The sequence below is a fragment of the Tolypothrix tenuis PCC 7101 genome (assembly GCF_963874875.1).
Taxonomy (GTDB): domain Bacteria; phylum Cyanobacteriota; class Cyanobacteriia; order Cyanobacteriales; family Nostocaceae; genus Aulosira; species Aulosira tenue.
In genome coordinates this window covers 3,746,986-3,761,575 of the sequence record NZ_CAWNJS010000001.1, presented here as the reverse complement: position 1 = coordinate 3,761,575, position 14,590 = coordinate 3,746,986, and the positions used below count along the sequence as shown (strand labels likewise).

The 14,590-nt window shown below is 41.0% G+C and carries 10 protein-coding genes; 6 read left to right on the top strand and 4 right to left on the bottom strand.

What is annotated here, in order from left to right; genetic code table 11:
- Window positions 1–203 precede the first annotated feature (203 nt).
- Window positions 204–1,565, bottom strand: a complete 1,362-nt coding sequence (locus AACU25_RS15400) for an IS4 family transposase (protein WP_096573981.1) — start codon at window positions 1,563–1,565, stop codon at window positions 204–206.
- A 436-nt stretch (window positions 1,566–2,001) separates the two neighbouring features.
- Here AACU25_RS15400 and AACU25_RS15395 point away from each other — a divergent pair, with 436 nt between their 5' ends.
- The 4 genes from AACU25_RS15395 to AACU25_RS15380 all read left to right on the top strand — a co-directional run bounded on the left by AACU25_RS15395 (window position 2,002) and on the right by AACU25_RS15380 (window position 8,803).
- Window positions 2,002–3,840 carry a response regulator gene (locus tag AACU25_RS15395; RefSeq protein ID WP_096576993.1) on the top strand — a complete coding sequence of 613 codons (1,839 nt, stop codon included), beginning with the start codon at window positions 2,002–2,004 and terminating at the stop codon, window positions 3,838–3,840.
- A 107-nt stretch (window positions 3,841–3,947) separates the two neighbouring features.
- On the top strand, window positions 3,948–7,424 hold the full coding sequence (locus AACU25_RS15390) for a PAS domain S-box protein (RefSeq protein WP_096576991.1): 3,477 nt from the start codon (window positions 3,948–3,950) through the stop codon (window positions 7,422–7,424).
- Between the two features lie 138 nt (window positions 7,425–7,562).
- Window positions 7,563–7,937, top strand: a complete 375-nt coding sequence (locus AACU25_RS15385) for a response regulator (RefSeq protein WP_096576989.1) — start codon at window positions 7,563–7,565, stop codon at window positions 7,935–7,937.
- 422 nt (window positions 7,938–8,359) lie between these two features.
- Window positions 8,360–8,803, top strand: a complete 444-nt coding sequence (locus AACU25_RS15380; protein ID WP_096576987.1) for a response regulator — start codon at window positions 8,360–8,362, stop codon at window positions 8,801–8,803.
- A gap of 170 nt (window positions 8,804–8,973) precedes the next feature.
- Here the strand turns inward: AACU25_RS15380 and AACU25_RS15375 are convergent, their stop codons facing one another.
- Window positions 8,974–9,369, bottom strand: a complete 396-nt coding sequence (locus AACU25_RS15375) for a response regulator (protein ID WP_096576985.1) — start codon at window positions 9,367–9,369, stop codon at window positions 8,974–8,976.
- A gap of 58 nt (window positions 9,370–9,427) precedes the next feature.
- A complete protein-coding gene (locus AACU25_RS15370; protein WP_096576983.1) occupies window positions 9,428–10,555 on the bottom strand; it encodes a response regulator in 1,128 nt (375 codons plus the stop codon).
- Window positions 10,556–11,920: 1,365 nt separating this feature from the next.
- On the opposite strand from AACU25_RS15370, the gene AACU25_RS36945 reads away from it, so the two are divergent.
- Window positions 11,921–12,178, top strand: coding sequence for a tetratricopeptide repeat protein (locus AACU25_RS36945; protein WP_096576982.1), 258 nt, complete (start codon window positions 11,921–11,923; stop codon window positions 12,176–12,178).
- On the opposite strand, the gene AACU25_RS15365 is transcribed toward AACU25_RS36945, so the two are convergent.
- Window positions 12,093–13,187, bottom strand: coding sequence for a hypothetical protein (locus AACU25_RS15365; protein ID WP_339382036.1), 1,095 nt, complete (start codon window positions 13,185–13,187; stop codon window positions 12,093–12,095). The genes AACU25_RS36945 and AACU25_RS15365 overlap by 86 nt on opposite strands.
- 284 nt (window positions 13,188–13,471) lie before the next feature.
- Here AACU25_RS15365 and AACU25_RS15360 point away from each other — a divergent pair, with 284 nt between their 5' ends.
- Window positions 13,472–14,425 carry an RluA family pseudouridine synthase gene (locus AACU25_RS15360; RefSeq protein ID WP_096576980.1) on the top strand — a complete coding sequence of 318 codons (954 nt, stop codon included), beginning with the start codon at window positions 13,472–13,474 and terminating at the stop codon, window positions 14,423–14,425.
- The last annotated feature ends 165 nt before the right edge of the window (window positions 14,426–14,590 follow it).

Genomic DNA, 14,590 nt, shown 5'->3' with positions numbered 1-14,590 from the left:
GCTTGGCGACAACGTTCTGCCCTCACCCCCAGCCCCTCTCCCACCAGGAGCTATCCATTAGTCACATCTTTCTTAACAAAGCTGAAAGCCATTTATAGGAGTAATTTCACGTTGAGGATTCTTAGCTGTGGTTGACAGAGTGAGAAAAATATGTATCCATATGGATTGTTGTTGACATACCCTTGCGGATTTTGTTGATTTGGCTAGTGGGTTAGCCGGGCTAATTTCCAAGTAGCAGCGATATCATGTAATCGTCGCAATCCACGCCAAATAGTCTTAACTCCAGGTTCGCCATCGCTTTTGCGCCCTAAAAAACCACCGAGAGTGGCAATCATACGTACAGCTTCTCTAAGAGTTGGTGGCTTTTGAGGTGGAATCGGATTTTTAGTAAAATGTACGCATAACGACTGCCATTCAAATATCTCTAAAACAGTTTCACAACTAATATCTGGATTATGTCTGGCTTCGTAAGTGAGCCATAATAAACGCCAAGCGACAATTGAATATGTAGCTAATGCCATATTGATTCGCTTTGCAGTTTCGAGTTGTAATTCTTCGATTTGACAACCGCTTTTTAAAGCATAGTGGTAGCGTTCAATTAACCAACGATAGGTATACCATTTGACGCAACGTATGGCGGCGGAAAAATTCTTAATTTCTAGGGTCGTTAATAATAGCCAACTAATCGGGCTAACACCTACTGGTGGATTTTCTTCTTCTGCTAAAATCACCTGTAATTTTACTGGTTTAAGTTGTGAACGTGCTATGTGATGCCGTGGTACATCTACTTCAAATGTTGCATATTTAATGATTAGTTTTGCAGTTCTAGCTGCCGCTTCTGGATTACGTTTTACTTCTACTAATAATGTTCCCCCTACTGAGGTAGCACGGATTGCTTGATGTAAATACTTGGCTGTGTGATTGACTTTTCTATTGTGGGTTCCCCGGATGAGTAAATGTGAATTTCTCGGGCGTTGTTTCCGAAATAAGTCAAATATATCAGCTTCGGAATCTCCCATAGTGACAACTGTTGTTTCTGTGGGCACAAACTCTTGTGTTCTCTCTAATCCATCTAACCATCTTTGACTTTCTTTTTCTTGTATTTGTCGTTGACGGCGTTTTTTCGCTATTCCTAAATCTTCTATATCTCTTGTCCAAACTTGTTGATTAATGATTCCCAGTGGTACTCCGTTTGTACTGGCTGCAAACGCTGTATGTACTTTTAATCCCAAGCTTTTTCTATGATCTAGATAACCAATTCCTCTTGTCGCTGGATGTTTTGTCAAATCTATATTTGTTGTATCCTGAATCATCAACACTGTCTCATGTTCTTTGATTCTAGAGACTGTACTTTTGATATGGGCATTCCTAATATCATCTGCTTCAAAGTATGGTGAATTCCAAAAATCATACGCTGCTGTGGTTGCTGCTACATTTCCACAAGCTTGCGGTATGCTCGCACTAGGTTGTGCTGCTAAATCTTCCACTATCCTTATTAAACGTTTATTTCTTCTTGCATCTCCTAAGTCTGCTTGTCTCAATTCTTCTGATGCCCACTTTTCCATCTTCCATTACCCGTTTTTACTTCCCATGACAAAACTATACCTACTCAGCTTTCTAGCTATTTTTAAGTAAATTGTAGTTTTGTTGAGAAAGATCCGGGTAATGGATAGCACCAGGAGAGGGGAGCAAGAGATTTCATTCCCCTTCTCCTGGGGGACAAGGGGTGAGGGGATGAGGGCGAGGGTTTTTGTACAACACGCGCCGTATATAGCTTTTAGCTTAAGTTGACACGTATGGGCATTGCCGTGCCCCTATAATCTTTCGTATTCTTTTTTAAATTGGTATTAATAGTTTGGAAGTCCCTAAATCCCCATCCTAAACTACCCTGTTCCCTTTTAATATGATAAATTTTTATTTTTTTAGGACTTGCAATCTGTGATAAATCTTGCTGAACTGGACTCAGCAACCTAAATAATTGCTGTAAAAAGCCAACCAAGAATGCATCGGACGAAAATTTTGCTGATAGAGGATGATTTGTTACTCAGTCAGGTATTGGCAGAGTTTCTGAGTGCAAATCATTACAATATCGACTTGGTAAATAATGGGCAAACTGGGCTAGAGTTAGCCATGTCGGGGGAATATGACTTAATTTTGCTAGATTGGCATATTCCCCAAGTAGATGGCATTAGTTTGTGTCGCCAGCTGCGATCGCTTGGCTATAGTAAACCTATTTTGTTACTCACAGCGAATAATTCTAATGCAGATATTGTGGCAGGTTTCGATGCTGGGGCTGATGATTATGTCATCAAGCCTTGGGAACCAGAAGCATTACTGGCGAGAATTCGGTCTTTATTGCGGCGCAGTGGGGCATTTTCATCTTCCAAGTTAACTTGGGGTCATCTGTGTTTAGACCAAATCTCAGGTAAAGTTACTTACAATACTCAGGTAATTTCCCTGACGGTTACAGAACACAAGCTGCTGGAATTGTTTTTACTAAACCCGAATCGCATTTTTAGCCGGAGGGTAATTTTAGATAGGCTTTGGGGCTTTGATGATGCACCAATTGAGAACGCTGTAACGACGCATATTAAAGATTTGCGGAAAAAACTCAAAGCCGCAGGGATGATGGAGGATATTTTAGAAACAGTATATGGTATTGGCTATCGCTTACAATCTCCGCCCACTCCTGCTTCTATTGCAGAACATCAAGATAGTGAAAAACAATCCCCTACTCAAGATTTAACGGCTATTAATCGAGTATTAGAACGATTAATTAATTCCTTGAGTCATCGGATGGTGGTGCTGGAGGAAGCGAAAACTGCACTATTAAAGGGAAATTTACACCAAGATTTACAGCAACAAGCAAAGCATGAGGCTCACAAGTTAGCTGGCTCAATGGGGTCTGTTGGTTATTCCCACGGTTCTCAACTGGCGCGAACATTAGAAAATTTACTCAGTAGCGATCGCATTCTTACAGATGATGAAATTACACAATTTTGTCAATTAGTAAAGGCGTTGCAACAAGAGTTAACTAAACCGCCAATGCCGGCGATCGCACTACCAACTCCACCGCGTCAAACTCATGTTGTGTTGGTGATTGATGATGATACTCTGCTGACTGAGCGTTTATGGATAGAAGCCCAGGCTTGGGGAATGCAAATAAAAATCGCTGGTAATTTAACTACAGCGCGCTCCCTCCTAGTCTTTGAAACTCCTGACGCTGTTTTACTAGATTTATCTTTTCCAGATACAGAAGAAGACGGCTTAACACTACTGCGGGAAATGGCAGCAAAATCGCCAAATTTACCCATTGTGGTTTTTACGGCGCGAGATAGTCTTGCTGATCGATTAGCCGTATCACGCTTAGGCGCAAGGCAATTTTTACACAAACCTGCTACTACTGAGCAAATTTTTCAAGCGATCGCCCGTGTTTTAACTCAGCCCAAAATCACAGAAGCCAAGGTTTTAATTGTCGATGATGACCTTGTGATGCTAGCCACATTAGCCGCCTTACTGACTCCTTGGGGGCTAGAGGTAACAACATTGAACGAACCTCAGCATTTTTGGCAAGTGTTAATTACAACATCACCAGATATAGTGGTGCTAGATGTAGAAATGCCTGAAATTAGTGGTTTAGAATTGTGTCAAATTGTGCGGCAGGATGCTAAATGGGGCGATTTACCAATTTTGGTGGTCACAGTTCATACCGAAGCAGAATTTCTTCAACAAGCATTTGCTGCTGGAGCCGATGATTTTATTACCAAGCCAGTATTAGGGCCAGAATTGGTAACCAGGGTACTGAGTCGCATTGAACGACTACGTTCTTTAAGGAGATGAGGGAGACTGAGTAAGGTAGGGGGGCAGGGAGCAGGGGAGAAATAATAATGATACACTCCATTACCCATTACCCATTACCCACACCCTATAAGCCATAAGAAAAAGTTATGAAAATTCATTCTAAATTATTATCTTATGGGGTAGCTATTGGCTCAACAGCGATCGCACTTTTGTTGTCGCTTTGGGTGGAGTCGCTGTTGTTTCAGCCCATCAGTGCGTTTTTCTATATAGCTGTAATTGTCAGTACTTGGTATGGTGGCTCTCGTTCAGGAATTGTCACAGTTGTTCTTTCCACACTGGCAATTGATTATTTCTTAATTCCTCCTAAATACCAGATGGGGATGAAGTCATTATGGCCAGATATATTGCGGGTGATACTTTTCCTACTGGTTGCCTTGATTATTCACCTGCTGACTAGCAACTTTCTCAAAAGTAAACAGAAGATTCAAAAACTAAACCAGGAATTAGCGCAGGAAAATGCTCATCAGCTACGGATGGCGCTATCTGCGGCACAAATGGGGATGTGGGACTGGAATCTGGTAACGGGAGAAATTATTTGGTCGCCAGAACAAGAACAGTTATTTGGCTTGGCGATTGGGGCTTTTGATGGTAGATATGAAACTTTTGAGGCTTGCTTGCATCCTGAAGATCGCCCAACAGTTGACCAGAAAATACAACAGGCACTACAAAGTCATAGTAACTACCAGAATGAGTATCGCATTCTTTGGCCAGATGGTAGCATCCACTGGGTTGAATCCAGGGGACACGCATTTTATGACGCAGCAAATCAACCTGTGCGGATTACTGGAACTGTGATGGCGATAGATGAGCGCAAACAAGCCCAAGACGCATTGCAGCAAAGCGAACAGCGATATCGTGCATTAGTTCATGCCTCAGCGCAGATTGTCTGGCGCACCGATACTGAGGGGGGAACAATAGCAGTCCCGGACAATTGGCAAGAAATCACCGGACAATCTCCAGAGGAATGCTTAGGATGGGGTTGGCTGGAGGTAATTCATCCAGACGATCGCGATCGCACTGCTCAAGCCTGGCAAGCATCTTCCATCAATCGCACTGTATATGCAATTGAATCTCGCATCCGCATGAAAAATGGCAACTACCGCGATTTTGCTGTTCGGGGTGTGCCAATGGTTGATGCTAATGGCAATCTGCAGGAGTGGATCGGTACTTGTACAGATATTACAGAGCGTAAACAAGCAGAAGCGGCCTTAAGGGAAAATCAAATTCAGCTACAGCGCCAATTGGCTGAAATCGAAACCATCTACCAATCAGCACCAATTGGGTTGAGCGTCTTAGATACTGATCTGGGCTTTGTCCGGATTAATCAGCGACTCGCAGAAATCAATGGGTTTCCGGTAGAAGCGCATATTGGCCGTACCATACGAGAGTTGCTACCTGAATTGGCAGACGCAGCTGAACAACTGTTACTTCCCATTTTGGCAACAGGTACACCTGTTCTCAATGTCGAACTAACTGGTACCACTCCAGCTCAACCAGGTGTACAGCGAACTTGGTTAGAAAGCTTTTGGCCGTTAAAAGATGGCAAACGCATCATTGGTATCAGTACCGTGTGCGAAGAAATTACTCAGCGCAAACAAACAGAAATAGCATTGCGAGAAAGGGAAGCAAGCTTACGCTTATTTTTCCAGTATGTACCTGCTGGGATTGCCATGTTTGATCGCGATATGCGCTACATCATAGCCAGCCAAAGATGGGTAGATGACTACAGGCTCGATTCAATAGAATCGCTCATTGGGCGATCGCACTATGAAATTTTTCCGGAAATTCCAGAAAGATGGCGACAAATTCATCAAAGGTGTATGGCTGGGGCGATTGAAAGATGTGATGAAGAATTGTTTGTCCGCCTAGATGGAAGCCAACAGTGGATACGCTGGGAAATTCGGCCTTGGCATAATGCTACTGGTGAAATTGGTGGCATTATCATTTTTGGTGATGATATTACACAACGTAAACAGGCACAAATTGCCCTAGAACAACTGAATACCGAACTTGAGCAACGAGTAGCAGAGCGAACAGCGCAACTTACCCAAACAAATGAGCGCTTGCTAGAAACGATAATACAGCAGCAAAAAACCCAACTCGCTCTTTTAGAACAGGCTCAACTACTGGAGTTTCAGGCTGTAATTACCCGCAATATGGCTGAAGGAGTATGCTTGATCCGCGCTACTGATGCCATTATTGTCTACGCTAACCCTAAATTTGAGCAGATGTTTGGCTATAACTCTGGCGAACTTAACGGTCAGCACGTTTCCATTGTCAACTATGCCACTGAATCGGTAACTGCTGAAGATGTCAATCAAGCCATTCGCACTGCTGTTTTATCAAAGGGTGAAGCCACCTATGAAGTCCATAATGTGAAAAAAGATGGGACTCCATTTTGGTGTAGTGCAACTTGTTGTGTATTCACTCATCCCCAATATGGCGATGTTCTAGTTGCGGTTCATCAAGACATCACCGATCGCAAAGCTATGGAAGAAGCTTTGCGCCAAAGCGAAGAAAAGTTTCGCCAACTTGCAGACAACATTCAAGCAGTGTTTTGGATCTCAGATCTGAAAGTTGGGCAAGTTCTATACGTGAGCAAAGGTTATGAAAGGATTTGGCAAAGAAACTGCCAAAGTTTATATGAAAACCCCTTAACTTGGTTAGATCCTATTCACCCAGACGATCGCCCACTTGTAGAAATTGCCTTTGGGGAACAAATAACAACAGGAAAATACGACATAGAGTATCGGATTATTCGGCCTGATGGTTCCATCCGCTGGATTCATGATCGCGCTTTCCCCATTAGAAATGAACTTGGGGAGATAATTCGCATGACGGGAATTGCGGAGGACATCACCGAACAGCACAAAATTGAGCAGATAAAAAGTGAGTTTATTAGTATTGTCAGCCACGAACTCCGCACCCCCTTAACTGCAATTCGCGCTGCTTTAGGCTTGTTAAATAGTGGTGTCTACGACAACAAACCAGAAAAATTCAAACGCATGATCGAGATTGCTGCCATCGACAGCGATCGCTTAGTACGCTTGGTTAACGATATTCTTGATTTAGAACGCCTAGAATCAGGTCGTGCAGTTTTAGATAAAAGAACTTACAATGCAGCTGATTTAATTCAACAAGCAGTAGAAGGAGTACAGGCGATCGCCAAACAGCAAAATATTACCCTAGAAGTACACTCCACCGACACTAAAGTTTTGGCAGCCGCAGATGCAATTATTCAAACACTCACCAATTTGTTAAGTAATGCCATTAAATTTTCACCTGCCGATTCTACTATTACCCTGAGTGTAGAACAGCAAATAAATTGGGTACTATTTAAAGTTAGCGATCGCGGGCGTGGTATCCCCCAAGACAAATTAGAAGTCATATTCGGTAGATTTCAGCAAGTAGATGCCTCAGACTCCCGCGATAAAGGCGGCACAGGCTTAGGCCTAGCAATTTGCCGTAGTATCATTGATCAACACGGTGGCAACATCTGGGCCGAAAGTACTTTGCGTATAGGCAGCACCTTTTTCTTCACTCTACCATTGGCTAGGGACTAGGGACTGGGGACTAGGGAATAGGGATTGGGACTGGGAAAAAGCAGGGGAGCAGGGAGCAGGGAGCAGGGGAGAAAAATAACAAACACCAATTACCCATTACCCATTACCAAATGACAAATAACAAATGACAAATAACAAATGACCAAACAAGTATTAATTGTTGATGATGACGATCACCTCCGAGAACTAGTACAAGCTTGTTTAGAAGACTTAGGGGGATGGAAAACACTGACAGCTCCATCAGGGAAGGAAGCGTTAAAAATTGCTCAAACAGCACCCATTGATGCGATTTTGTTGGATGTATCTATGCCTGATATGGACGGCTTTGTGGTGTTTGAGAAGCTTCAACAACATAATGTCAGCCAATCGATACCAGTGATTTTATTGACAGCGAGAGTTTTACCCAGCGATCGCGATCGCTTTGCACGCATGGGAATTGCTGGAGTCATTTCCAAACCTTTTGAACCCATTACTATTTCCCAGCAAGTTGCAGATATTCTCGGCTGGGATTGAATTGAAAGTGCTGGAAAATTATTTTAATTGGTATTATTTCTCAGAATATTAATTTCTTTATTAGTTCTTTATTTTTATCCTTTATCTTTCTTGTGAGTGCATCAAAGTTTCTCAACTTACAGGATAAAGCTATGAGTGTTGGTCAGAAACTTGTAAAAAATATTTCAGCGTGCTACCGATTTGAAAAAACAATGTGGCAGAGATACATTCCGTAACTATTATTATTTCTGGCTTGGTTTTGAATTGGTATAACTTTGTTTCGCTTCTAAGTCGCACTACTAGCAAAATGCCAGCACCAGCATTTATAGTGCCGATTTATTCAAGAAAATATGTAAAAATTAGCACATTTTTAACCAACTATATATCTTGCATCACTAAATTTCTTTTAGATGATGAATTTTACCTTTTTGGAGCCTAATTCAATGAAGACTGTGGAGAAAATCGCTATCAATACTAGAAAAATCTTACTCATCGATCATGAATTGATTGTCAGGGAGGTTTTGGAACTTTGCTTGCAAGATTTAGCTAATTGGGACATTCTCACAGCCGATTCTCCATTATCAGGATTAGAACAAGCAGAAACAGAGCGGCCTGATGCAATTGTCTTGGATATTGGGATGCGTGGTAGCTTTATGTTTCTACAACAACTTAGAAGCACTCGCAAAACTCAAGCAATTCCTGTTGTGCTGCTGAGTGCAAATGCGAAATGGCTAGATCCAAAATTTCTGCAACAGTATAAAATTTCAGGTATTATACTTAAGCCATTCAATCCAGTGACGCTACCTGTAGAAATCGCTAAACTGTTGAATTGGGATGATAATTTACTACTTAATTCCCAGAATAATTTAACATCTATAGTTCGATGAGTTACAGATTATTGTAAGGACGTATAGTTGTGCGTCCTTACTTATGTACTTAATTTACTAGCACCAGATAGAACTCATATTTAATTGTTGCCAACTCAGGTATATTTTTATTCTTTATTTACTGTTATTCCTTTTACTATAAATTTCAGCGCTTGTTATTTTTTTACGATTCATGATATAATGTAGTTCCAATCAGTCACGACTTTAATTGCACTTAGTAGATCTTCGGGAGTATAAGGCTTAGTTAAATAAACATCAGCACCTTGTTTTCTAGCCCATGCATGATGAACTGCCTGATTTTTATTACTACAGATCACAATTGGCATTTTTTGACTAGTTAAATTTATTTTCAGGAAGCGGCATAATTCAAATCCACTCATTCCTGGCATTACCACATTAGTAACAATTGCATCTGGTCTTTCCTCTAATGCTATTTCTAAAGCCTCTTTAGCAGCAGAAGCTTTAACTATTTTGTAACCCCAGTCTCCGAGATAATAACTCATCAGTTCCCATTCTCGCAGAGAGTCTTTGACAATGAGAATCTTGCCAGCCCAAGTAATACCCAACCCTCAACCTCCCAAAAAAATAAGTAGGTTTGGTATTGTTATACTTCTGATTGCGAAATTACACCATGTGTTGAAAGATAATTTTCAACAAGTCTCCTTGCGTAAAAGGTTTAGTCAAATAGCCAGAAGCCTTAACTATCTTGGCTTTAGCTCTATCAATCAACCCTGTTTTAGCTGTAACCATAATTACAGGCGTATTTTTAAATTGGGAATGTTTACGCAATAAAGAACATAATTCATACCCATCAAGATGTGGCATGTTAATGTCTAATAAAATTAAGTCAGGTTTAGTGCGAAGAATTTCCATTAAAGCTTTTAATGAATCTGTGACTCCAATCACAGAAAACATCTGCTCATCTAGAAAACTTTTAATCGCATTTAATACGCTGGGGCTATCATCAATGCAGAAGATAGTGTATAGTCTCTGGTCTGTAGTTGCAGGCTCAAGTTGATGAAACTGATTATCTGTCTGCTGCAGGTTCGCAGTTAAATTATCGGAGGTTTCTGCAACTTGATGACTACCTTGTTTTGGGAAAACTGGTGGAGTTGTACCTAAAGATGGCGATGGTGTTTGACGTGCAAATTGTGAACCTGGCTTTTGGGAAAATTGCGGCTTAAGATGACCTTTAGATAGTGATGATTTATCCCCAAAAGTAGCTGCTCCTCTATATTTTTGACACTGTTCAACTAGTAGGCGTAAATTGAGATAACAAAACTTTGGCAAATCATCTAAAAAGCTTTCGGGAATAAATTCGTAACTACCTTCTTCCAACTTCAAAAATGAGTCAAGCACTTCTAACGCCAATTGTTCAATAATGATTCCGGCTTGCGAAGAACTAAGATATTTTTGATTGACTAACCAACAAATAGCTAGATAATCTGGATTTGGTATTGCTTGATTTTCGATTCCTGTTTCAAAAATTGCCCGCAGTTGCTGATCGATTCCTTTGGGAAGAGTGGAAATTTGCTGACTTAAACGCTGCAAATTTTTGTAAAGCGACTCAAACATTTTTTCTGAGTAGCAAGCGTAAATCAGTTTACCTTCTTCTATATATATTGACCAAGACCCTGATGGGCTGAATACTTGCAAACACCCAGTTACAGATTTATTTGTGATTTTTTTTAAGAGAGATAATGGCTGTAGCTTTTGAAAAAACCTGTATCTACTAATAGGAAGTGTCTTCATTGGGACGGCTCTAAGATAAAAGCAATATTTTTAATCGAAATTTTTGGAAACCCTTTCTGAGCATTACAGGGATCAAGTTAGAAGTGCTTTCAGATAGACATAGCGCTTTGCCTCTAAGCGAGTAGAAGTAAATCTTGCTAACTCCCAACTCCCCACTCCCTGTTAGGCGATAGTGCATTGAACTGCACTATTGCTTAGTAGAACAGCCATACTATTTCTTGCCAAATAGCAAAATGGCTATACTTACTGCCAGGAAACAGTATTCCAAAAATCAGCTTTACTTTCTGTATCTTTCGCTAATCTAGCTCATCTCACAGTAACGCCAGCGTTACAAGGAGCGCATTGCTCATGCATTAATTGCATGAAATCATTGCTAATGAGCTTGTTTAGCGACATTTGACATTACGTAACTAGTTAACCTTGAGGATGTCTCCAATTTGTGAAACTGTATTTATTGTAACTAAGTAAATATTTACCCTAATATTTTACCAAATTGGAGATCGTAGTGGTTCTCTCTAGAAACTTGGATAAAATTATCACTTGTTTCACAACTATGGTAACTTAGCACCGAGGAATAATCAGTTTGTATGAGATACGCAGATTGTGTATGGTAAGATGCAACGGCAACCAATTTCGCAGCAGGCAAGCTTTTCATCAGCAATAGCAACACATTTTGCTTTGATAAGGGAAAAATAGCCAATCTGCACAATTTGAAGGGTCAAAAGGCCCGATGCAAGAACATTTACTCAACTAGATTTGAAATTGCTATGTTGTGGCTTCGACGAAGGATTAGCCTGTGATCGCAACGCTTCGCAATTTTTCAGATCAATAGTAAATATTCAGTAACTTCCCTACTAAAACTTAGGTTACTGCAAAAATCATAAAAAGGGAAAAGAAATATGTGAATTTTATGAAAAGTGAATGAAGGAATTATGAAATAGAGCTATCTACATTAAAAATGTTATTCAAAAATAAATATTTATTTGGTTTATCCGGTTAACTAAAAAATGTACAGAGGATATCATTTTTTAGTTGATTTTTAATACCTGTACAGGCATCATATATTGAAGAATAATTGAGCCACTAAAGGGCAATTTCACCCCTTGGAGTGAGTTTAACCCCGCACATGGCGCTGGCTTACCTACGTAGATTTTACCAATGGCGCAGGAATTCTTTAGTGGTTCTATGTATAGGTAATAATAGAAACAATGCATCTCAAGAGTAGGAAATGACTGTAAGCCCTAACCTATCAGAGTTGCTCCAGCAAGGAAATGACCAACTGGATGGGGAAATTACCACTAAGCTTTAGATACTTTTTACCAAGCGCTTGCACTAAAACCGCAAAATCCACAAGTATTACATGGGTTGGGTTTAGCTTGCTATCGACTTGAACAATATCAAGAAGCCATAGGATATTGCAACCAAGCTTTAACAATTGAGCCAAATTACATTTTGGCATTAGCTAGGCGGGGATTGACTTACATCTGGCGATCCTCCGCTAGCAACAATTATATTAATTACTTTCAAACTAGCTTTATTACGGAGCTGGAACCGCTACTCGATTGCTGGGAACAATCTGTGGCTGATAAGAAAATACTTCTCGACTACGAGGATCGACAGTAACTTTTATCCACTGTACATCGTTGGTGCCATTCGCCTGATTGTCACCAAATGTTTCAACGCGAGTAAAGTTCTCAAGCCTTCTACCTTGAGCATCTAAAAATGGCTTATCAATTCGGTAATAGTGTGAATCACCATGAACATAGGCAACTGGCTTACGGAACGAGATTACCTCATCGCGTAACGCTAATAAAAAGTCCTTAAAACCATCAGGCTGTCCATCAGTTTGCACAAGTGTCTTAGGATCGCGCAAAGGTGCTCTAGTTGGGTCACTCTTATCCCACCCTGGATTTCCTTGAGAAATCAACATAACTGCTACCGAGCCACGTTCTTTTGCTATTTTAAAGGTCTCTTTCATCCATGCAATATTGGCTGTGTTTCTTGCCTTGTATTCCTCTGGATCGGGTGCGGTATCGCATAGGTTATTGCAGGAACCCTGGATATTAAGTGTTGCATAGGTAACCCTACCAACCGTCCAACGACGATTCTCCACACAGGGCATTGCACCTTTGAAACCAAGGCATAGAGGCTCTCTCTGAACTTCTTGCGTTAGCTGACGCTGTCCTAAGGAAGAATTCGTGCTGAAGAATAACAGACGCTCATAATCAAGGCGTTCGAGAGAATTATATGCACCATTGGAAGGGCGATCGCAATCAGTCCAATCGTTATCACCTGGTGTGAAAGCTGCTGGTGCTTCTAGAGAATTGAAATAGCTAAGAGCTTTGGCATACAGAGCATTATCGCAAAGGCTGTTAGAACCGGCTTTGAGATCGCCATCATGAACAGTAAAACTAAGTTTTTGCGAATTCATATCTTCGATTAGTCTGGTTACGCCAACCTCCTGTGCTTCGGAGTAAGGTAGATCGCCCCAGAGTCCGATTGTATATGGCGAATTTGAATTCTCATTCTCTCCAGCAATTACCAAACTCGTAGCAGATGCAAGGAAAGGTAAAGTCAAACCTAGTACACAAATATTCCGCAGTAAACCTGTAGTAACAATGCGTTGAAGCATTGAGTAACCCAGCTTTTTCATGATATCCTCAACTATTTTTGAATCCGCAGATGCATTTTAGGCAATTAGCTTTTGCCCATAGCATTTGAGTCAGGAATTTTAGACTACCGGATTGTCAATAAAAGATAGGTTATGAAGAGGTTATAAAAACCTTTAACCCTTAACCTTTTCCCCAAAACCAATTTTGAGTTCAAAACGCTATCCCTTGTAGTATTGATACCCTTGGTGCTTTGGTTCGTTAAAATTAACTAGCATCAACTTAATTAGCAGCACTTCCAGATAGGGTGACCGAATTTAATTTACAAGTCCAAGACAGCAGCGAACGCCTCGATCGCTACCTTAGCCAAGAGTTACCAGATTTATCCCGTTCGCGCATTCAACAGTTAATCGAACAGGGTAATGTGCAGCTGAATGGTAAAGTTTGCACATCGAAAAAAATCAATGTGAAAACAGGCGATCGCATTTTTCTGGAAATACCAGAAGCTCGACCCCTAAAACTGCAAGCAGAAGATATTGCTTTAGATATTCTCTATGAAGATGACCAGCTACTTATTCTCAATAAACCCGCAGGTTTAGTTGTCCATCCTGCACCCGGTCATCCTGATGGAACTCTCGTTAATGCTTTATTAGCACATTGTCCCAATCTTCCGGGAATTGGAGGTGTGCAACGTCCAGGGATTGTCCACCGCTTAGATAAGGATACAACTGGTGCGATCGCGATCGCTAAAACAGATATCGCCTATAAACACCTACAAGCACAACTCCAAGCTAAAACTGCAAGACGTGAGTACTTGGGTATTGTTTACGGTGCGCCAAAAGCCGAAAATGGTGTCATAGATTTCCCTATAGGTCGCCACCGCCAAGACCGCAAAAAAATGGCAGTGGTTCCCATCGAAGAAGGCGGACGCAATGCAATTACCCATTGGCAAGTCCGAGAACGGCTTGGTAATTACACATTAATTCACTTTCAACTAGAAACAGGACGCACCCATCAAATTCGCGTCCACAGCGCCAAAATTGGGCATCCCATTGTTGGCGACCCAGTTTATGGTTCTGGTCGTTCCATTGGGGTAAATTTGCCTGGTCAAGCATTACACGCTTGGCGGTTGAAGTTACAACATCCCTTATCTGGGGATTTAATTGAGGTAACAGCCCCCCCACCCCAAAGCTTTCTAACTCTGCTAGAAGTTTTAAGACGGCGTGCTTTTAGTAGTGCTGAGTTGCAGAGACGCGATTAATCGCGTCTGTACAAGAGGACGGGGGAGAAAGAGTTTTTTAGGTTGTTGCAAAGATGGAGTATTGATAACTAAACAGCCAAAAATAATATGAATTATGAATATGAATTATTAAATATTAAGAATATTAAGTTATAAAATAAACCTTAAATTTTCTGTTGTGAGGCG

Excerpts from the sequence above, each read along its gene's own strand:
- AACU25_RS15370 (WP_096576983.1), bottom strand. The coding sequence starts at position 10,555 with ATGAAGACACTTCCTATTAGTAGATACAGGTTTTTTCAAAAGCTACAG.
- AACU25_RS15385 (WP_096576989.1), top strand. The coding sequence starts at position 7,563 with ATGACCAAACAAGTATTAATTGTTGATGATGACGATCACCTCCGAGAA.
- AACU25_RS15365 (WP_339382036.1), bottom strand. The coding sequence starts at position 13,187 with ATGCTTCAACGCATTGTTACTACAGGTTTACTGCGGAATATTTGTGTA.
- AACU25_RS15395 (WP_096576993.1), top strand. The coding sequence starts at position 2,002 with ATGCATCGGACGAAAATTTTGCTGATAGAGGATGATTTGTTACTCAGT.
- AACU25_RS15380 (WP_096576987.1), top strand. The coding sequence starts at position 8,360 with ATGAAGACTGTGGAGAAAATCGCTATCAATACTAGAAAAATCTTACTC.
- AACU25_RS15390 (WP_096576991.1), top strand. The coding sequence starts at position 3,948 with ATGAAAATTCATTCTAAATTATTATCTTATGGGGTAGCTATTGGCTCA.
- AACU25_RS15400 (WP_096573981.1), bottom strand. The coding sequence starts at position 1,565 with ATGGAAAAGTGGGCATCAGAAGAATTGAGACAAGCAGACTTAGGAGAT.